The 20,968-nt window shown below is 43.8% G+C and carries 17 protein-coding genes and 1 tRNA gene; 10 read left to right on the top strand and 8 right to left on the bottom strand.

The window, feature by feature from the left end:
- Positions 1-25 precede the first annotated feature (25 nt).
- From cysD to OPS25_RS04560, 5 genes are read left to right on the top strand one after another with little or no spacing between them, the layout of a single operon-like run.
- The gene (gene cysD / locus OPS25_RS04580) at positions 26-940 is read left to right on the top strand and encodes a sulfate adenylyltransferase subunit CysD (protein ID WP_265616467.1); all 915 of its coding nucleotides are present in this window, start codon (positions 26-28) and stop codon (positions 938-940) included.
- Positions 940-1,533: an adenylyl-sulfate kinase gene (gene cysC, locus OPS25_RS04575; RefSeq protein ID WP_265616466.1), complete on the top strand. Its 594-nt coding sequence runs from the start codon at positions 940-942 to the stop codon at positions 1,531-1,533. The genes cysD and cysC overlap by 1 nt, the downstream gene beginning before the upstream one ends.
- A complete protein-coding gene (gene cysQ / locus OPS25_RS04570; protein WP_265616465.1) occupies positions 1,533-2,321 on the top strand; it encodes a 3'(2'),5'-bisphosphate nucleotidase CysQ in 789 nt (262 codons plus the stop codon). Before cysC ends, cysQ begins: the two co-directional genes overlap by 1 nt.
- A 2-nt stretch (positions 2,322-2,323) precedes the next feature.
- Positions 2,324-3,736 carry a sulfate adenylyltransferase subunit CysN gene (cysN, locus tag OPS25_RS04565; RefSeq protein WP_265616464.1) on the top strand — a complete coding sequence of 471 codons (1,413 nt, stop codon included), beginning with the start codon at positions 2,324-2,326 and terminating at the stop codon, positions 3,734-3,736.
- A gap of 24 nt (positions 3,737-3,760) precedes the next feature.
- On the top strand, positions 3,761-5,485 hold the full coding sequence (locus tag OPS25_RS04560; RefSeq protein ID WP_265616463.1) for an SLC13 family permease: 1,725 nt from the start codon (positions 3,761-3,763) through the stop codon (positions 5,483-5,485).
- Positions 5,486-5,579: 94 nt separating this feature from the next.
- On the opposite strand, the gene OPS25_RS04555 is transcribed toward OPS25_RS04560, so the two are convergent.
- Together OPS25_RS04555 and OPS25_RS04550 are read right to left on the bottom strand one after the other, a co-directional pair.
- Positions 5,580-6,773: an ABC transporter permease gene (locus tag OPS25_RS04555; protein WP_265616462.1), complete on the bottom strand. Its 1,194-nt coding sequence runs from the start codon at positions 6,771-6,773 to the stop codon at positions 5,580-5,582.
- Positions 6,774-6,775: 2 nt separating this feature from the next.
- The gene (locus OPS25_RS04550) at positions 6,776-7,555 is read right to left on the bottom strand and encodes an ABC transporter ATP-binding protein (RefSeq protein ID WP_265616461.1); all 780 of its coding nucleotides are present in this window, start codon (positions 7,553-7,555) and stop codon (positions 6,776-6,778) included.
- Positions 7,556-7,763: 208 nt separating this feature from the next.
- On the opposite strand from OPS25_RS04550, the gene OPS25_RS04545 reads away from it, so the two are divergent.
- Entirely contained in the window at positions 7,764-8,468 is a 705-nt protein-coding gene (locus OPS25_RS04545; protein WP_265616460.1) for a YIP1 family protein, read from the top strand.
- On the opposite strand, the gene OPS25_RS04540 is transcribed toward OPS25_RS04545, so the two are convergent.
- On the bottom strand, positions 8,465-9,292 hold the full coding sequence (locus tag OPS25_RS04540; RefSeq protein WP_265616459.1) for a DUF3025 domain-containing protein: 828 nt from the start codon (positions 9,290-9,292) through the stop codon (positions 8,465-8,467). The genes OPS25_RS04545 and OPS25_RS04540 overlap by 4 nt on opposite strands.
- 103 nt (positions 9,293-9,395) lie before the next feature.
- On the opposite strand from OPS25_RS04540, the gene OPS25_RS04535 reads away from it, so the two are divergent.
- On the top strand, positions 9,396-11,051 hold the full coding sequence (locus tag OPS25_RS04535; RefSeq protein ID WP_265616458.1) for a M28 family metallopeptidase: 1,656 nt from the start codon (positions 9,396-9,398) through the stop codon (positions 11,049-11,051).
- Positions 11,052-11,298: 247 nt separating this feature from the next.
- Positions 11,299-12,969 (top strand): asparagine synthase B, encoded by a 1,671-nt coding sequence (asnB, locus tag OPS25_RS04530; RefSeq protein WP_265616457.1) that lies wholly within the window; start codon positions 11,299-11,301, stop codon positions 12,967-12,969.
- A 93-nt stretch (positions 12,970-13,062) separates the two neighbouring features.
- Here the strand turns inward: asnB and OPS25_RS04525 are convergent, their stop codons facing one another.
- Positions 13,063-13,950: a type 2 periplasmic-binding domain-containing protein gene (locus OPS25_RS04525; protein ID WP_265616456.1), complete on the bottom strand. Its 888-nt coding sequence runs from the start codon at positions 13,948-13,950 to the stop codon at positions 13,063-13,065.
- Between the two features lie 24 nt (positions 13,951-13,974).
- Positions 13,975-14,625 carry a 7-carboxy-7-deazaguanine synthase QueE gene (queE, locus tag OPS25_RS04520; protein WP_265616664.1) on the bottom strand — a complete coding sequence of 217 codons (651 nt, stop codon included), beginning with the start codon at positions 14,623-14,625 and terminating at the stop codon, positions 13,975-13,977.
- Between the two features lie 137 nt (positions 14,626-14,762).
- On the opposite strand from queE, the gene queC reads away from it, so the two are divergent.
- Positions 14,763-15,419 carry a 7-cyano-7-deazaguanine synthase QueC gene (gene queC / locus OPS25_RS04515; RefSeq protein WP_265616455.1) on the top strand — a complete coding sequence of 219 codons (657 nt, stop codon included), beginning with the start codon at positions 14,763-14,765 and terminating at the stop codon, positions 15,417-15,419.
- Between the two features lie 38 nt (positions 15,420-15,457).
- Here queC and OPS25_RS04510 read toward each other — a convergent pair whose 3' ends face one another.
- The 3 genes from OPS25_RS04510 to OPS25_RS04500 all read right to left on the bottom strand — a co-directional run bounded on the left by OPS25_RS04510 (position 15,458) and on the right by OPS25_RS04500 (position 19,782).
- Entirely contained in the window at positions 15,458-16,387 is a 930-nt protein-coding gene (locus OPS25_RS04510; protein WP_265616454.1) for a LysR family transcriptional regulator, read from the bottom strand.
- 84 nt (positions 16,388-16,471) lie between these two features.
- Complete coding sequence (uvrB, locus tag OPS25_RS04505) at positions 16,472-18,487, bottom strand: excinuclease ABC subunit UvrB (RefSeq protein WP_265616453.1); 2,016 nt, start codon at positions 18,485-18,487, stop codon at positions 16,472-16,474.
- Positions 18,484-19,782, bottom strand: a complete 1,299-nt coding sequence (locus OPS25_RS04500; RefSeq protein WP_320411950.1) for an MATE family efflux transporter — start codon at positions 19,780-19,782, stop codon at positions 18,484-18,486. The genes uvrB and OPS25_RS04500 overlap by 4 nt, the downstream gene beginning before the upstream one ends.
- A gap of 1,108 nt (positions 19,783-20,890) precedes the next feature.
- On the opposite strand from OPS25_RS04500, the gene OPS25_RS04495 reads away from it, so the two are divergent.
- Positions 20,891-20,967: transfer RNA gene (locus tag OPS25_RS04495), tRNA-Asn, on the top strand.
- The last annotated feature ends 1 nt before the right edge of the window (position 20,968 follow it).

The raw sequence follows: 20,968 nt of genomic DNA, 5'->3' as shown, positions 1-20,968 counted from the left end.
ATAACTTTCTTATTCGGATTCGACAATGACTGCAAATATTCCATCGATTACGCATCTTAAACAACTCGAAGCCGAGAGTATCCATATCTTTCGCGAAGTGGCCGCTGAGTTTGATAACCCAGTTATGCTGTACTCTGTAGGTAAGGACTCTTCGGTACTACTGCATCTTGCACGCAAAGCGTTTGCACCAGGTAAAATTCCATTCCCGTTGTTGCACGTGGATACCACATGGAAATTCCACGAGATGATTGAGTTCCGTGACAGACAAGCGGAGAAATATGGATTTGATCTACTTGTGCATATCAATCAAGAAGGTGTAGATGCAGGGATTGGGCCGTTCACCCATGGTAGTGCAAAGCATACAGACATTATGAAAACCGCTTCATTGAAGCAGGCCCTAAATAAATATCAATTTGATGCCGCCTTTGGGGGCGCGCGCCGTGACGAAGAAAAATCACGCGCGAAAGAACGTGTTTATTCCTTCCGTGATAGTAACCACCGTTGGGATCCAAAAAATCAAAGACCTGAGCTGTGGAATATTTATAACTCGCAGGTCAATAAGGGTGAAAGCATCCGTGTATTCCCCATGTCAAATTGGACCGAGCTGGACATTTGGCAGTATATCTATCTTGAAAATATCGACATTCCTTCACTTTATTTGGCTAAGCCTCGTCCCGTTGTAGAGCGTGATGGAGTATTAATTATGGTCGATGATGACCGTATGCCGTTAAAAGAAGGTGAGCAACCTCAAATGAAATCGGTGCGCTTCCGTACCTTAGGTTGCTACCCGCTGACAGGCGCGGTGGAGTCTACCGCCTCTACCCTACCTGAAGTCATTCAGGAAATGTTATTGACCAAAACTTCAGAACGCCAGGGTCGCGTCATTGACCACGACAGTGCTGGCTCAATGGAGAAGAAGAAAATGGAAGGATACTTCTAATGAAAACCGATATCGTGTGGCATCAGCACGAAGTATCCAAGAAAACGCGAAGTGAAGCACTTCAGCAGACTCCGCGTGTCATTTGGTTAACGGGTTTAAGTGGCTCTGGTAAATCAACGCTGGCGAATCTGCTTGAGAAAAAACTTCACGAGCAAAATAAACATACTTATCTGCTTGATGGCGATAATATCAGACACGGATTGTGCGGAGATTTAGGTTTTGATGACAAAGACCGGGTAGAAAATATACGTCGAATCAGCGAAGTGGCAAAGCTTTTCGTTGATTCTGGCACTATCGTTCTGACCGCATTTATTTCCCCATTCCAGGCTGACCGCGACTTTTGTCGGAATTTGCTGGAAAAGGGTGAATTTGTAGAAGTGTTTGTTGATACACCCTTAGAAGTGTGTGAACAACGTGATCCAAAGGGCCTCTATAAAAAGGCGCGTAGCGGTGATATCAAGCATTTTACTGGCATAGATTCAGCCTACGAGGCCCCCACTTCTGCTGAAGTCCATTTAACTTATAAAGAAGAAAGCGCTGAAGACACGGCTGAGCGCTTGTATTCACTATTGACTGAAAGAGGCTTTGTGTAATGACATTACCCGACCCTCTCGCCCAGCAAATCTTACGCATTGCAAAACTGGCAGGCGATGAAATTATGGGCATTTATGAGAAGGATTTTGACATTTATGAAAAACAGGATACCAGCCCCCTTACGGAAGCTGACTTAGCGGCACATAAATGCATTGTCAAAGAATTAAAAGAACTCTCAGATCTGCCCATTCTCTCAGAAGAGTCGGCAGACATTGAGTGGGAAGAGCGTCAAACCTGGCAGCAATACTGGTTGGTTGACCCGCTTGATGGTACCAAAGAGTTCATCAAGAAAAATGGCGAATTCACGGTTAATATCGCACTGATCGATAATGGCAAACCCACCCTTGGCGTTGTTTATGCGCCTGCCCGTCAAGAAGCTTACGTAGGCATCGTTGGCAAAGGTGCATGGATAGAAAATGATGAAGGCACAAAAACAATTGAAGCTCGTCAACATCAAACTGGTGAAGTGTGGAAAGTAGTAGGCAGCCGATCGCATCAGAGTCCCGAAATCAAGAACCTGTTAGAGCAGCTTGAAGGCGAAACAGAGTTGGTCGCGATGGGAAGTTCGTTAAAGCTTTGCCTGGTAGCCTGCGGTGAAGCGCATCTGTATCCACGACTTGGTCCGACATCCGAGTGGGACACGGGCGCTGCGCATGCGGTGGCCCTTGCAGCCGGTGCTAAGGTTACCGTACTGGATCCCGATAATCCATTGGATCCGAACGCTGAACCTTTAACCTATAACCAGAAATCGTCCGTATTAAACCCCTTTTTCTTAGTGAGCGCATAAGCATGAATAGTGAAAATAGTTTGTTGCAAGAAGACATTCTTGCTTATTTGGAACAACATGAACAAAAAGATCTTCTGCGGTTTTTAACTTGCGGTAGTGTCGATGACGGTAAAAGTACCTTAATTGGTCGCTTGTTACACGATTCAAAAATGATTTACGAAGACCAACTGGCCGCCATTACCAAAGACAGTAAAAAGGTTGGTACTACAGGCGATAAAGTTGATTTGGCGTTGCTCGTTGACGGGCTTCAGTCAGAGCGTGAACAAGGCATCACCATTGATGTGGCGTATCGCTACTTCTCTACTGATAAACGTAAGTTCATCATTGCTGATACACCAGGACACGAGCAGTACACCCGCAACATGGTTACAGGGGCTTCTACCTGTGATCTTGCAATTATTCTAGTTGATGCGCGTGGTGGCGTGAAGACACAAACCAGACGTCACTCATTTCTGGTAAATCTTCTGGGCATTAAGCACGTTATTGTTGCAATTAACAAAATGGACTTAATGGATTACAGCGAAAAAACCTATAATCAAATTCGTGAAGACTACCTGGAATTTGCGAAGAATTTAGATATTCCAGATATTCGTTTTGTTCCGATTTCCGCTCTGGAAGGGGACAATGTCGTTAATAAAAGCGAACACACTCCATGGTTTGAAGGCGAACCATTGATGGCCTTGCTTGAAAGTATCGAAATTGGTGAAGATAACAATCACGAAGATTTCCGTTTCCCAGTCCAGTATGTAAATCGCCCTAATCTGGATTTTCGCGGGTTCGCAGGCACCGTTGTGTCTGGTGAAATTGCTCCGGGTGATGAGGTTATGGCGCTACCGTCGGGTAAAAAATCGAAAGTGAAAGCTATCGTTAACTTTGAGGGTGAACAGGAACGCGCCTATGTTCCCCAGGCAACAACGCTAACGCTTGAGGACGAGATTGATATTTCTCGTGGCGATATGATCGTCAAATCTGACAATCTGCCGTTGTCTGCCACGCAGTTTAAATCTCATCTGGTATGGATGGCTGATGAGCCATTAATGCCTAATAAGCAATACGCTTTTAAATTTGCTACGAAAATGACCTCTGGGGCTGTCTCGCATATTGATTATCAGATTGACGTGAATACCTTAGAGAAAAAAGATGCTATGCATCTTAACCTCAATGAAATAGCAGTTGTTGATGTCAAATTCACGCAAACTGTCGCGTGTGATCCCTATACGAAAAACAGGGCTACCGGTGCGTTTATCGTAATAGACCGCCTCACCAACGGTACGGTGGGTGCAGGTATGATTATTGATGAACTGTCCAAAGATCAACAGCACGCTTCAACTCACTACTCTGAGTTCGAGCTTGAGTTTAATGCGTTAGTTCGTAAACACTTCCCGCATTGGAATGCTATCGATATTAGCAAGTAGTTACCACTAAGGAAGTATACAACTATGGATCTGAGCCAGTTAGTGGTGCTGAGTGTTTTTCTCGGCACCATTCTGGCGCTGATTTTCTCTAACCAGCGCCCTTCAACCATATTTGCCGCAGCCATGCTCGGCTTAGTTCTTGCCCAACAACTCAAATTTGAAGACATTCTTTCTAACCTGACCAACAAAGGGTTAATTACTTTGGTGCTACTGCTATTAGTGAGCAGTGCGATAGATAAGACAGCATTAATTAAGAGGTTAGGACGTAAACTTATTACGCAAAGCTTTGGGGCATCCTACTGGCGTTTATTTGGCCTAACTTTTTTCTCGTCTGCTCTGCTGAATAACACCGCCATTGTAGCCAGCTTGATTGGCCCAGTTAAACAGAACCAATACCACCCTGCTTCTCGCTTCTTAATACCACTCTCTTATGCCGCTATTTTGGGCGGGACGGTGACGTTAATAGGAACCTCTACCAATCTCATCGTAGATAGTTTTTTACAGGAACATGGACATCCGGGTTTTGCCTTTTGGGATTTCACACTATATGGATTAATAGGAGGTTTAAGCTGTGGTGTGTTAATGTTTTTTCTTACACCACTTTTGCCCAACATCGAAAATAAACAACGGAACTTTAGAGAGTACTTTTTAGAAGCTGAAGTTGAGCCACATTCAGAGTTGGTGGGTAAATCTGTTGAACAAAATCATCTCCGCAATTTGCCTGAATTGTTTCTTGCCGAAATCATCCGTGATGGAAAACTCATTTCCCCCGTTACACCTGATCTGCTTATCCAGGAAGGAGATAAGCTCATTTTTTCTGGAAATGTCCAAAAAATTGATAATTTAAGCCATATCAGAGGCTTGACCACATTTGCTGAGGCCGATGGCATTATGCGCGATAACCTCACGGAAGTGTTAGTCGCAAATCGTGCCCAAATTGTTGGGCAAACGATCAAAGCTTTAGGTTTTAGGGCCTTATTTGACGCAGCGGTTGTCGCTATTCGACGGGATGGCGAACAACTTTCAGGGAAACTGGGCGACATAAAACTAAAAGCTGGTGACTTTTTACTTTTGGCGACGGGGCCAGACTTTCATTCACGTCATAATTTGACCAAAAATTTCTTTGTTTTAAGCAATCAGAAAATTGCTCGCCCATTAAATTTAAATCAGGAAGTGATTGCGCTCGGCGGCTTTTTGATCACAGTAGGTTTGTCTGCGATTAATCTGGTTCCACTGGGTATTGGGTTAATGTTTTTCGCCGCTGTGTTAGTTGCTTTTAAAGTAGTGACAAATACTGAACTCAAACGTAACTTACCGTTAAATTTAATGGTAGTTATTGTGGGCGCACTTAGCTTAGCCACGGCTTTAGAGAATTCTGGCGTTATCGCCACCAGCACACATTTTCTGTTGCCTTACCTTTCCGATACGAATTGGCTGGTCGCTTTGGCCGTAATTTATGTCACCACTTTACTGCTAACCGAATTTGTCACCAATAACGCGGCAGCGGCCCTGATGTTTCCGTTCGCTTACGGCGTAGTAGAAATAATTGGCGCACCTATTCTGCCTTTTGCGCTAGCGGTGGCGTTTGCGGCAAGTGCGAGTTTCATATCACCTTATGGGTATCAAACAAATTTGTTAGCTTTTAATGCAGCAGATTATAAATTTACCCACTTCACTAAAATAGGCCTGCCGATATCGATTGTATACAGCACAATTGTGATCAGCCTGCTCAATTATGTGTATTTCTAGAAGGGATAAAAAAACCTGCCAATTCGGCAGGTTTTTTATCACTTTTAATGTTAGACCACCGCACTGAGTGAGTAAGTATCAGTGCCGATTGCTGTTACCTAAACAACACTTTCTCTTGATTAAACCAGTACACGCAGAAGGCCAATAATAAGCCCGCTATGATTGCCGTAGAGCCAAAAATAGCAACTAACTGCATGTAATCCATGGTCCCTTTAATTAATTCGCGAATAGCCAATGCAACATTTGTTAGGGGTACCCAGGCCCACACACCTTTTAATTCAACCCCTGGTAACATTGAAAGTACAACCGGGACGATAACAATCATCACCAATGGGGTCATGTACCCTTGCGCCTCTTTAAAGGTTCGTGCATAGATAGAAAGACTCAGTAAAACGGCAGCAAAAATCGCCACTACTGGCACTAACATTAAAAACATTAATATAAAGTCGATAATGCTAATCGAGCCCATGAAATCAGCGACTAACTCAATTGCCATTCCCTGACTTAGTACTATGCCCCATACCGCCATGCTGACGACCGTTACGAGCGCAGAGACTACTCCCGCAAAACCGATGGTAATGAACTTCCCAAGCACTAGTTTATGCCGTTCTATGGGTGAGATAAGTAAGGTTTCTAAGGTGCCACGCTCTTTTTCCCCAGCACCCAAATCGGTAGCTGGGATCATGGCGCCTTGCAGACACAGGATAAAAATAAAGTAAGGAATAAAGCCGCCAATTTTCTGACCGATGCTCTCCCTTTTATCTGCGATATCGACTTTTTCCAAGACAATAGGGTGTATCAATGCCTGTTGTTGAGCCTCGTTAAGCCCTAGCTCATCAAATGCAAATTGCTGGTTTTGGTCAGCAATCTTTCCGACGATGGCATTGAGACGGTCCTCTACCATGTTCAAGTTAGCATCGTTTAAATAAACCTGTATTTTAATTTGTCCGGTTTCTAATGGATTAGCACCATAATTGTCGGGTATGACGATCACGAAATCTGCTTTCTCAGCTTTTATCCATTCTTTAAAATTGCTTTCAGCGGGCATGGAGACCAGCTCAAATCCATTTTCACTATCCAGGTGTTGGGTGACTTCAGGCGCCAGTTGCCCACCGACGATGGAATAGGAAAGCGTTTTCGTTTGCGCCTCCTGCAAAGCTTTGCCAGAAAACCATGCCACGCCGCCGATAATTAAGGGAAATACGATCATGGGGAGCGCAATCATGAAGAAAAGAGTTTTCTTATCTCGAACCAATTCTTTAATTTCTTTTAAAAATACTAACCACATAATTAAACGTCCTGTTTAAGCGTATGTAAAAACGCCTGATGCATTGATTGAGGAGCTAAATCACGAAAAGCGCTAATGGTATCGTCGAATTCAGTTAAACCATGGTTTATCACCGTTACGCGGTCACACAACTCATCCACCTCTGCCAGGTGATGGGTAGAGAAGATAACAGGCACACCGCTGTTTTTTAACCCACGGATAAAATTCAAAACGGTTTGCGTCGCCATAATATCCAACCCGGTTGTAGGCTCATCCAATATAACCACGTTCGGTTCATGAACTACTGTTCTGGCAATGGCAATCCTTTGCTTCATTCCGGTTGAATAATTTGCACAGCGACGGTCTAAAAAACTATGTAAATCGAGTGTGTCAGCCAACTCATTAATTTTTTGTTTAATTATGTCAGGACGCATACCGTGAAGTTGACCAAAGTAGGTGATATTTTCGCGGCCCGTGAGTTTGGCGTATAACCCCGTTGAACCTGAAAGGAAACCGATCTTTTTTCGCGCGAGCAATGGATCGCTGACGACGTTTACCCCCTCAAGCACGATGTCACCCCCATCTGGTTTCAGGGCGGTGGATAACATTCTTAAAGTGGTCGTTTTGCCCGCACCATTAGGTCCCAGCAACCCTAGAACCTCCCCTTTTTCGCACGAAAAAGAGACATCTTTTACAGAATGGAAGTACCGTCCCTTTAAGCGCGGATCCTTTTTTTCCTGCTCACTTAGCTTCTTAGGATTTTCCACAGCGAATTTTTTCGCCAGGTGCGATATCGATATCATGCGATTTCCCTTACCTCTATGACTATGTTTTGTAATTATTCTTAAGTATTCTTTTTATAAATGCTGTTTCCTACTCGTCCAGCATAAAGTGATTTCACCACGTTTGACAAAAAAAAATGCTACAAACTATGATCTGAGAGTGTTGGAGTGTACTAATTGTAGAGAAATCAGTATGCTTGCGGTATTAACTTCTTATAAGGAGCAATGGATGCATAAAGTAAGTAACCCCATTCAGGCATGTAACGACATTTTTTTTCGACCTAATGGGGTTTTTCACGCCCTCGCTGAAAAAAACAACTGGTCATGGCTACCATTTTTTATTGTTATCATCGTGACTATTTTACCGCAATATGTCTATTTTAATTTTGTCGACTTTAATTGGTATACCGAATTATTGGTTGATGCTCAATTCGCTGATCGCACGCCTGCCGAACAAGAACAATTTCGCAACCAGCTGTCACCTACAGCAGCACTTAGTTTTGCATCTGTAGCGGTATTTTTCGGCTATATCGCCATTAACGCCATCGTTGCACTTTACTTAAACCTGGCAACTCGATCTGATGAAGAAAACCTACATGGATTTACTGACTGGTATGGCATGACTTGGTGGATTGGCATGCCTGTGGTGGTTAGTAGTTTAGTGGCATTAATTTTGATTCTCATTGCGGGCGATCATCAGATACCACCCACCGTATTAGCGCCATTGTCGATTGCCTATGTGTTTAGTATCGATATGGGGTCGCCATGGTTTGCCTTTGCCCAGTCACTTAAAGTCGACGCCATTTGGTCAATCTACCTGATGTCAGTAGGTATTAGTCAGTGGACCAGTTTCTCTACCAAAAAATCTACCATAATTGCGGTGGCGCCCTATGCGATTATCTGGGCTGTCTGGTTTATCATCCTCTTGTTTTAAAGCAAAATATATTCAGGCCATTCATTTGTTCGAGATGATGGTCTGAAGTACGCTTTATTTAAATAAAATTGGTGGGATTGATGTTGATACCAGCCGGGCACGCCTAGAACAGGCAATGGTTTCAGAGGATGCGAAATGTCGAAATGACCTAACGCTTGGACTCTCTGCATCAAGGCCTGATCCAACAAATGATTGCGTTGCCCAAATGACAACTCGGCAAATTCATCGCTCACTTCCACAGCTAACCATTTAGCCGTCAGGCCAATAAAGGGTTGCAACATCATCTCTAACATTGCATGACCAAACACAATGGGAAAAAGGACACGATGCCAACAATCCTTAAAAGATTGAAATACGCGCTCCCAGTCATGATTAGCCAGTAACGTAAGTAATGCATTTCCTTCCGTCATCATACTGCTTGGAATGGCAATGATGACACCGCATTCATCAAAATGGGTAATATGATTGCGTCTGCGGGTTCGGGGATTAAGACCAAACTCGGCGATATCTTGTTGGTGCAACTCACTAAATAACCGCTTCGTTTTTGGAAACTGCATCCAAATTAAGGCATTAAAGAAGTCATGCCAGTTGTTTTCGCGCGTAGGAACTACCTGACTCTGGCAGATGATTTCCTCATAATATCGTTTGTCCTCTGCAAAATAACGATTGGCTTTAAAGGCAGGCACCGCCTTTTCACACGGTAATACACGTGTTGCCAGTTGGTTCAGTTGCTCAACATTCGGGAAATGCTGAAAATTAAATAGACCATAATGCGAGTTGTACGTGTGCAATGGACGATCCATCATGCTAGTTTTCAGCGCCATTCGCCAACTTATCTTATTCTCATTTAAATTCATCGGTACTGGTTGGTTATAAAAAAGCTTTTCTCTATACTGGTCACGATTGTAGAGCAAACAGAGATAAATAATGAAAAAAATTCTTTTGCCATTTTTAGTCACAACCAGTCTTGGACTAACGGCATGCGTCGACACAGACGAGTCTGTGACACCCCCTAACAACCCGAATACTGCTTCGTCTAACTTTAGCGAAGTGTATAACAGTATTGATGCTGAACTATTTCACCCACCAATTAAAACACTTGCTTCGGATGAATTCGAAGGACGTCTGCCCACCACCATTGGGGAGAAAAAAACACTGGATTATTTAACCAGTGAGTTTAAAAAAGCGGGTTTTCAGCCGGGCAATGGCGATAGCTTTCTCCAAGAAGTCGCCTTGATGGAAATCACCGCTGATCCAGATATGTACCTTAAGATAGGTGATAATCAATTTGCTTATAAAAAAGATATGGTCGCTTCATCAAAGCGCGAACAAGCAGAGGTGAGCGTTAATAACTCTGAATTAGTCTTTGTCGGGTATGGCGTAAACGCGCCAGAATATGATTGGAATGATTATGAAGGGTTAGATGTCAAAGGTAAAACAGTAGTTATTCTGGTCAATGACCCCGGATTTGAAAACCCAGACAGCGGGAAATTTCAGGGCACAACCATGACGTATTACGGCCGCTGGAGCTACAAGTATGAGGAAGCCAGCCGTCAGGGTGCTACCGCTGCGCTCATTGTGCATGAGACCGCCCCAGCCTCTTACGGCTGGTCAGTGGTGGCCAATAGCTGGAGTGGACCTCAATATGGATTAGTGAGTAAAGATGGCGGAGCCAGCAGAGTGTCGATGGAAGGATGGTTGACGTTAGACGCAGCGAAAAAAGTGTTTACCGATGCTGGCCTTGATTTCGAAGAAGAAAAAGCGAAAGCCATGCAAGGACCTTATTCTAAGGAAATGGATATTAACGCATCCATTACCGTGAAGAATAAATTTAAAAAGTCGAAAAGCTACAACTTTATTGCGACCTTGCCTGGCTCCGAACTGCCCAACGAACATGTTATCTATACAGCTCACTGGGATCACCTGGGTAAGGACGAGTCATTGGATGGCGACCAGATTTACAACGGCGCCCATGACAATGCAACTGGAACAGCTGCGGCGATTGTCATGGCCAATGCGTTTGGTGACCTTAACAGCGCGCCTAAGCGCTCGGTAACGTTTTTAATTGTTACCGCTGAAGAGCAAGGATTATTAGGTTCCAAATATTATGCTGACAACCCTGTTATTCCAATCGAGCAAACCGTTGCCAACATTAATATGGACGCAATGAACGTATTGGGTAAGACCAAAGATGTTGCGGTGGTGGGAATGGGTAAATCCGAGATGGAAACCTATCTTGAGAAAGCGGCAACGCGACAAGGTCGTCACCTGACTCAGGAAGATCGTCCAGAAGCAGGCTATTATTATCGCTCAGATCACTTCAGCTTCGCCAAACAAGGTGTGCCAGCACTCTATGCAAAAGGGGGTACTGAACCTTTTGATGAAGCCACAGCGAAATATCGTAAACGCATGAAAGTGATCGTGACGGGTTGTTACCATCAGGTGTGTGACCAGTATCGCGATAACTGGGATTTGTCTGGCATAGCGCAAGATACCCAGATGTTATTTGAAGTAGGTTACGATGTGGCAAACGCTGAAGAGTGGCCTGGTTGGAAAGAGGAAAGCGAGTTCCAACGTAAATAACGTGTTGCCTTTTAGTCATTAAAGCCAGGCTGATGAAGTCTGGCTTTTTTATTTTTACTACTCACCCTATTTTCGCTTGCTTTTTTTCCTCACGATGGCACAGTCGAGGGAGGAGAATTGAACAATGTTCAATTAATAAAAATAGATTGCCGATAACATACAACAGGCAAAGCAATAACAACCTCTCCTCTTACCCGACAGAAACGACAAACCTTCATTTAATTGCTGATAAGAGAGATCCCTTATTATGTGTGGTATTTTCGCTATTCTGGATATAAAAACCGATGTATCTGAACTACGTACTCAGGCATTAGATTTAGCCAAGTTGCTGCGTCATCGCGGCCCTGACTGGTCAGGTATCTGGAATAATAATAATACCATCTTATGTCATGAACGACTGGCGGTAGTCGACGTAGATAATGGTGCACAACCTTTAGTCAGCCAGGATGGTAAAAAGATATTAGCTGTCAATGGTGAAATTTATAACCACAAGGTGTTGGAAGCCAAACTCCACCAGCCTTATTCCTTTAAAACAAAATCTGATTGTGAAGTCATCCTTCCACTGTTTCAGGAGAATGGGGCATCTTTCATCGATTCCCTTGAAGGCATGTTCGCATTTGTTCTCTACGATGAAAGTCAGAATGCGTATCTCATCGCGCGTGATCACATGGGAATAATCCCACTTTATACAGGATACGATGAGCACGGAAATTTCTATGTCGCTTCAGAAATGAAGGCCCTTGCTCCTATATGTAAGACTATAAGCGAATTTCCTCCAGGGCACTATTTGTGGAGTAAAGAGGGCCATCTCAAACGTTATTACACACGCGATTGGATGCAATATGACGCCGTAAAAAATAACCAGACCGATTTAACAGCATTAAAGCAGGCATTTGAAAAAGCAGTCAAGACCCATTTGATGTCAGATGTTCCTTACGGTGTACTATTATCTGGTGGACTGGACTCTTCGCTTGTTTCTGCCATTGCCGCTCAATATGCAGCTAAGCGGGTGGAAGATGAAGACCAATCACAAGCGTGGTGGCCACGCTTGCACAGTTTCGCGGTGGGTCTTAAAGATGCCCCAGACTTACTGGCTGCGCGTAAGGTGGCGGATAAAATCGGTACAGTTCATCACGAAATACACTTCACGGTGCAGGAAGGTTTAGATGCCATCAGAGACGTAATTTATCACTTGGAAACCTACGATACCACGACCATTCGGGCGGCCACACCGATGTACCTGATGAGCCGAAAAATCAAAGCGATGGGCATCAAAATGGTGCTATCCGGTGAAGGTTCAGATGAGATTTTCGGAGGTTATTTGTATTTCCATAAAGCCCCAAATGCAAAAGAATTTCATGAAGAAACAGTACGTAAATTAGCGCGTTTACACCTGTTTGACTGTGCCAGAGCGAATAAAGCGACTTCGGCCTGGGGTGTAGAAGCACGCGTCCCCTTTTTAGACAAAAATTTTATCGACGTTGCTATGCGATTGAATCCTCAAGATAAAATGTGTTCTTCGGAAAAAATGGAAAAGTGGATATTACGCAAAGCATTTGATAGCCAGGAGATTTTGCCCGATGAAGTGTTATGGCGGCAGAAAGAGCAGTTCGGCGATGGTGTAGGCTATTCCTGGATCGACTCTATCCGTGATTTTGTTGCCACAGAAGTGTCCGACCAGCAGTTGGCTGCTGCAGCCTTCAGGTTCCCAATTAATACTCCTGACACCAAAGAAGGGTATTACTACCGTACTATCTTTGAAAGTTATTTTCCCCAGGAAAGTGCCGCGAAATGTGTTCCCGGCGGAAAATCTATTGCTTGTAGCACAGTGGAAGCGCTGGAATGGGATGAGAGCTTTAAGGCGAACGCCGATCCCTCAGGGCGTTCAATGAAAGATGTTCACGGCACGACAATCTAAAGTTCCAAAATTTGCAGGCAGACCTTAACAGGCTGCCTTTGTGTTCCTTTTTTTACTTTTTACTTTTTACTTTTTACTTTTTACTTTTTACTTTCAATTAACTTCTGCTCCTTTACTAGTTTCAGGGTAGTACCACAACTTTTTATCGTCTATCGGAGTCAGCTCTGGCAATAGGGGATTGTCCAGATGAAATACACGACGACTATCAAGATCAAGTTGTCTTAATGTTTCCTCATAAGACGATAAGAACAACGCATCAAAAGAGCCATCCTCAATAGCGAGTTGCAATCCTGTTTCGATTAATCGCGCCAGGGTGGTATTTCCTTTATTAACAAAAAAGTAGAATGCGGTGGGATAGTGGATCGCTAATTTTTCTTCTACCGCCAGCTCTTTAGCAATAGCGGGCGTCTTAAGTTCTTGCAGTACTTCAATAACTGAGCGGGGGAAAAAGTCAGCGCGATTAGTTGTCACGGCAGTGAATGCGCGCTTATGGTCTTTTACCGTCACTACGTTGAAACCGTTTGCTTGTAAAATCTTGGTGTCTGGCCAATCCTCCCCTTGCACCGGGTCAAGTGAAATTAAATCCTGAACAGTAGCAACGTCATTAAAGCGTGCCTGTGCCGTTTTGCTAATTAAAAAGACTCGCCAGCCAATCAGCCCTTTACCAATGGGAATTCTAATTGGCAATAAGTCCTTTTCACGCTGTGTGTCGGTCATACTCCACATCACGTTTATTTCACGATTTTCTTTTAACTGCCGCAACGCCTTACCTTGCAATAAAATTCGCTCTGAGGGCAATAAACTGTACTTAACTCCCGTTTTCTCCAAGGCCAACGTGAGCAGAGCAAGTGGATATTCATCGCGCAGATCACCTTCCTCAATTGGCCGAGGATAGGTCAAAGACCAAGTTGCCGATAAGGCGGTTATTGGCAACAAACATAAAATAATACAACTTATAAACTTGTTTATGTTAGGTCTCATATCATTCCTGAGTGCCATCATTGATTATTCAATTCCAATATACTTGTGCGTTTGTAACGATAAACGCCAGTTCCGCTGGATACAAGTTTTGATTGCCAAGTCAGTTGCTCGCTGTTGCTGACTGATGGGTTGCAGACAAATATGCTCAGGTTTACTGTCACCTAATCGTTGCAGCAATTTATCCAATTCATCGATATGCTTTTGCATGGCGACAGGATGTTTAATTTCATTGGCTCGCATCATAGCCGAATCAAGAATTGGCAGGCCTCCTTTCATGTCGACCTTAGGCGAAACTGTCACCCAGGTAGCCTCATGGCACTTCACTTCGTAGGTACCACTCGTTTCGATTTGCGTAGTAAAACCTTGTTCGTGCAGCAGCGTGGTCAACGGTAACAAGTCATACATACAGGGTTCACCACCGGTAATGACCACATGCCTTGCCTGATAACCTCGATGGGAAAATAATGAAAGCAACTCATGTTCATCTGCATTAAAAAAATGTTCTGACTCCTGCTGTTTTTGCAACACAGCACTCGCGGAAGTTAAAAAGGCATCATCCAGTGTCCACGTGTGTTTAGTATCGCACCAGGGGCATCCAACGGGACAACCCTGCAACCTCACGAAGATTGAAGGCACACCGGTATGCACCCCCTCCCCTTGTATGGTTTCAAACATTTCATTTATTTTTAACTGCGTGGCTGACAAGTTCTACGCTCCTACGATGATTCTATAACTACTAATGTGTTTTCTACAGTTGGGATTTTAGCAAGAATCACCTAAAATTCGGCTACAATTTCTCACAATTAAATAATATGACCGAAAAAGTTATAGTCATTTACTCTGGCGGTATGGATTCTTTTACCGTGTTAAATAAAGCGATCCTGGATGGTAAGCAACCTGTTGCGCTGTCATTTAACTACGGCCAGCGACATAAAAAGGAACTGGATTATGCTAAACGCGCCTGTGAAATGCTCGCAGTACCCCATAAAATTGTCGACATCAGCGCGATAAACAGCCTTGTAGGTGGTTCTGCACTGACAGATGACATAGACGTACCTGAAGGGCATTATGAAGAGCCCAGTATGCAGCAAACTGTTGTGCCTAACCGCAATATGATACTGATTTCCCTCGCGGTAGGCTATGCGGTAAGTCAAAAGGCAAACGCAGTGTATTACGGTGCCCATTCAGGGGATCATGCCATTTATCCTGATTGCCGTCCTGAATTTGTGCAAAAGATGAAAGAGGTGTGTGCCATAGCAAACTATGAAAAGGTAGACGTGGTTACCCCATACCTGCATCACAGCAAAACGGACATATTGACTGATGGCCTACGAATGGGTTTGGATTACCAGTACACCTGGACGTGCTATAACGGGCGGGAAAAAGCCTGTGGCAAGTGTGGTGCATGCCAAGAAAGACTGGAAGCGTTTAAAGAAAACGAGGCTGTGGATCCACTGGAATATGAATAATTAACAGGGGCACTCTGACGTGCCCCTGTCTGGTTCAACTATTTCTGGCTTTCAGCGATAAAGTAAGCTAATTCTTTTATGCAGTGTCGTAATACCGGATTAAGGCGCGTATTTTTACCGTTCATCACGAACAGTTCATGAGAAAAGTTAAATAGACTCCCCCGCGCAATGGGCACCAAACCTAAGCTGGCTCCCTGCTCTTTAGCCATGTAATCGGGCAGTAAACCTACATATTCCCCTGTCATAATGGCAGACATTACCGCGTCGTAGGAATCAGAGAAAGTCTGAATAGCCAGGCGGCGTTCATCCTCGATATAGTTAGCTGAAGACAAGCCGGAAATCCCGATGGCCGGATAATCTTCAATTTTCACTTTCTCTGGTAACGATTCAATGTCACGATATTTGGCTAACTCATGAGTGGGCGCACAATAAAGTCTGCCCTGGCACTCTACCCCTATCGGATGGAAAGTGACCGACTCAGGTTTCACCATATCATAGGTAGACACGACTAAGTGACATTCACCCGACAAGGCCACATGTTCGACTTCATTGTATAATCGCGTTTGAATATTCACATGAATGTCATCAAACTTTTTCATGGTACTTTTGACGGCTTTACTGACGGCCAAATGCATTGATAAGGGCAATCCAGCCATCAGCACTAATGTAATATGACCAGAATAGTCATCATGAAGCGATTTAAGGTTGAAAACGAAATTATCAAACGCATTAAAGATACGTTTGGTTTCTTGAAATACGACCTCGCCTTCTTTGGTCATCTGGAAACCACCGCGACCACGATGACAGAGAACCAGGTCCAGACGTTCCTCTAACTTTTTGATTGCCGCACTGATGTTAGGACGCTGCATACGTAATACAGGCTCAGCCGCTGTAAATCCGTTACAACTGGCAACCGCATAAAACACACGCAGTAGCTTAATGTCTGACTCTTGTAATCGATTTAACATGAATGCACCATTTTTATAGGTATAGTTATGGATACTTATAACACCATATTAGGCGACTGTTTATCGGATTACAATGCTAATTTTTTAAGACAACGCAACAACTTGCTTCCTTAGCGCTTCAATGTCGTCTCTCAACGAAGCGGCTTTTTCAAACTCAAGTTCTCTTGCACATTCAAACATCTGTTTTTCCAGCGCGCTTATTTGCGCCATTATCTCTGTCGCACTGGCATAAGATTGAGCTTTTCGCTTTTCTGCAACTTTACGTAATTTTACTTTACCCGCGGCCGGATGGGCCGAGTCGCCCACATCCATTATATCGGTGATGGGCTTGTTCAATCGCTGTGGCGTCAAGTTGTGTTTTTGATTGTAAGCGCGTTGTTTTTCGCGGCGACGATCGGTTTCGTCCATGGCCCTCTTCATCGAGTCGGTAATTCTGTCAGCGTACATAATGGCTTTACCATTGATATGACGTGCCGCTCTACCGATCGTTTGAATTAATGAACGCTCTGCTCTTAAGAATCCTTCTTTGTCAGCATCTAAGATGGCCACCAGCGACACCTCCGGCATATCCAAACCTTCGCGTAATAGGTTAATGCCTACCAGCACATCAAATTTTCCTAACCGCAAATCCCGAATGATCTCAATACGCTCAACGGTATCAATATCAGAATGCAGGTAACGCACACGTACCCCGTGCTCATTTAAATATTCACTCAGGTCTTCCGCCATGCGTTTTGTCAGCGTAGTAATAAGTACTCTTTCATCTACCTTGACGCGCTGCTGAATTTCAGAGAGAACATCATCCACCTGTGTGGCGACCGGGCGAATTTCAATTTCAGGATCCAATAAGCCTGTGGGTCGCACTACCTGCTCTACCACATCTCCACCACATTTTTCCAACTCATACTTACCTGGGGTGGCGGATACATAGATAGTTTGCGGAGATATATGTTCAAACTCTTCGAATTTTAAGGGTCTGTTGTCCAATGCAGAGGGTAGCCTGAAACCGTATTCCACTAAAGTTTCTTTACGTGAGCGATCCCCTTTGTACATGGCGCCAATCTGGGAAACGGTAACGTGAGATTCATCGATAAATAACAACCCGTCTGCAGGAAAATAGTCGATTAAAGTGGGTGGCGGCTCGCCTGGTGCCCTGCCCGAAAGATAGCGAGAATAATTTTCGATCCCTGAGCAATACCCCAGCTCTAACATCATTTCTATATCAAATTGAGTGCGTTGGGAGATCCTTTGTTCCTCAAGCAGCTTATTGACTGACTTGAGCTGTTCCTTGCGATCTTTTAACTCTTCCTTGATGCGGTCAATTGCACTAAGAATTTTGTCTCGCGGGGTAACGTAGTGTGTTTTAGGGAAAACGGTGGTTCTCACAACAGACTTCTCAACGGCGCCTGTCAGCGGATCAAACAGACTGATTTTTTCAATTTCTTCATCGAACAGCTCAACCCGAACAGCTTGTTTTTCTGAATCTGCAGGGAAGATATCGATGACATCTCCCCTCACCCTGAACGAGCCTCGTTCGAAGGCCAAATCATTCCGTTTATATTGTAATTCTGCCAACCGGCGCAAAATATCCCGCTGGTTAACAATATCCCCCTGGCGCAAATGTAATAACATTTTCATATAGGATTCAGGATCGCCTAAACCATATATGGCGGAGACACTGGCGACAATTACTACATCGCGTCGTTCCATCAGTGCTTTAGTGGCGGATAAACGCATTTGCTCAATGTGGTCATTTATTGAGGCATCTTTTTCAATAAAGGTATCGGTGCTAGGGACATAAGCTTCTGGCTGATAATAATCGTAATACGAAACGAAATATTCAACCGCATTATTAGGGAAAAACTCTTTCATTTCGCCGTAAAGCTGTGCCGCCAACGTTTTATTGTGGGCAAGTATAAGAGTGGGACGCTGAACCTGTTGGATCACGTTGGCCATGGTAAATGTTTTCCCTGAGCCGGTCACCCCTAGAAGAGTCTGGCTAGCCAGCCCACTCTCAAGTCCGTCGACCAATTCGCCGATCGCTTTTGGCTGATCCCCCGCTGGTTTGTATTGTGATACTAGCTCGAAACCTTTACTCATAGCGGTTTTAATTCCTCGAATTCCTCACGAAACTGCTGTATTTCTCTTGTAAACCAGTAATAAGATAATGCTCCCATCAATAAATTTGCCACTACCGTTCCCCAGAATAGTCCTTCCAATCCATATAAAATACTTCCTAAATAGGAGATGGGTACGAAGAAGACAAACAGACGGATGACACTAAGCACGAGTGCAGTCATTGGCTGATGCATTGCATTAAAAGAGGAGTTGGTCAAAATGATTACGCCTTGCAAGCCATAGCCTAATGGCACAATCGCTAAAAATAGTTTTATTAAATCTGCGACTTCCGCTTCTTTGGCAAAGACTTCTGCAATCAGTCCAGACATCGCCCAAAGCATAATAAAAATGAATAACTGCCAAAGCATAATAAACTTTAAAGTAAGTTTATAAGCCTGCTCAACCCGATTGAATTTATCTGCGCCTACATTCTGACTTATAAACGGGGGTAACGTCATGGATAATGATAGGATAATAATGCTGGCAATAGATTCAAGCCTATGTCCTACGCCCCAGGCAGCCACAGCCTCTGCACCATAAGTTGCCACCACTGCAGTCATCACGCCCCCTGCTATGGGAGTAAGCATATTTGCCCCAGCTGCTGGGAAACCGATACGCAGCACATCGCGACTGTTTTCGATGAGCTCGGGTAGGGTAAGTAGGCGCGGCAGCATCAGATTACGTTTAATTGCCAGCAAGTAAATAATCCACGCAGCCCCCACTGACCAGGCAATTAAAGTGGCCACAGCCGCCCCTTGTATCCCCATTGCGGGGATAGGGCCCCAGCCAAAAATAAGCAAGGGATCCAATGCAGCATTTAAAAAACCGCCGGCCGCCATAATAATGCTGGGCGTGCGTGTGTCACCACACGCTCTTAGCACGCTATTGCCTACCATAGGTAAGGCAAGAAACAAGCTCGATAGATACCAGATAGACATGTATTCAGAAATATAGGGCAGCAATTCAGAGGATGCATTTAATAAACTGAAGACCGGGGTAATAGTAAACATACCTATTAAAGCGAGTATTCCAACCAGCAATACAGATAACATCATTGCCCCAGTCGCTCGGAAACGGGCAGTTTCAGGATCTCCCCTTCCCTGTAACTTACCTATTACTGCTGATGTACCAATGCCCAGGCCAATATTCAAACTGATTACGGTAAACGTGACGGGGAAGGTGAAGCTAATTGCTGCAAGTTGCTCAGTGCCTAACAAACTGACAAAGAACGTATCTATTAAGCTGAAACTCATCATCATGATCATACCGATTATCATCGGCACAGTCATACGATATAAGGTGGTTTGAATTTTACCTTCGGTAAGGTTGGTAGAACTTGATGCTGTAGCTGTCACGGTCAACTCGTTTTCTCGTCTGAATTGTACTATGAGGATGAAGGCGCGGCCTCGCTAGGTTGATCTTTGATCACGGCGGATTGTTGGGATCAGTCTACGGACAAACTAAGACAACTGCTAACATTTTTATTAAATATAAATAAGATGTACAAAAACCCCCTACTCAGCCGATTTATCCCAGAATCGTTTTTTTGGTTATCAGAGATGCCTGTATGTCCTTTATTAAACAGCCCCGATCAAATACTTTAAAGAGTGGCGCTAATTGGTAACACCCCCGTGAACCAGGTTAATAATAACTTAGAAAATTTAAGGTTATAGGGTGTTTACAAATCAACCTTTAATGTTAAAAAAATGTAATGTTAGCCTGTAATATTTACACACTTGCTAAAAATCAGGCTATCGGAGATCAACCAGTTTGGCAAATAACACACAAGTTGTCAGCTGTAAAACATTAAATTATGTGAGTTTCAGAAACAAGCCATAAATACAACATAAATAATTGATTTAAATGACTTTAAAGAATTACTTCTTTGTAATGCAAAGGGATCCAGGCGCTAGATCGTCCATAATTTCGCAACGATATATTTGTTTATTAACATAGTTATCCACAGAAATAGTGGATAACTACGCAAACCCCAATGGTGGCGGCATTTTTTACAGGATCCTAATGAGATCGTGTAAGTAAAGACTAACCTTGTGTACTGGCAATTTGGGCGACACTATTTCGAAAAACTGGACATATAGACAGTAGTCAATAACGTTTTTATAGCTTAAACGAATTTTTTAAGCGTTTTTTGTTATAAAAAAAAACTTGCATAAGATCTGACTTTCGCACTCTGCGAATTATTATTTTTCCTCCACTCATTTGGTCTCTCACGAATGAGCAAACATATATTTTTGAGGGGTTATTGGCGCTTTGTGCAATAAACCATCAAAAATAGACTTTTTGAAAAATAGATAAGAAAATATGTTGAATGTTATTGACAGCAGCATGTGACGTCATTAATATTCGCCTCCGTTGAAAAGCCGGTCCCCCTTAGCTCAGTTGGTTAGAGCGACGGACTGTTAATCCGCAGGTCCCCCGTTCGAGTCGGGGAGGGGGAGCCAA

It is taken from the genome of Alteromonas aquimaris, assembly GCF_026183695.1.
GTDB classification, from domain to species: Bacteria; Pseudomonadota; Gammaproteobacteria; order Enterobacterales; family Alteromonadaceae; genus Alteromonas; species Alteromonas aquimaris.
This window is presented reverse-complemented; position numbering and strand designations above follow the sequence as displayed.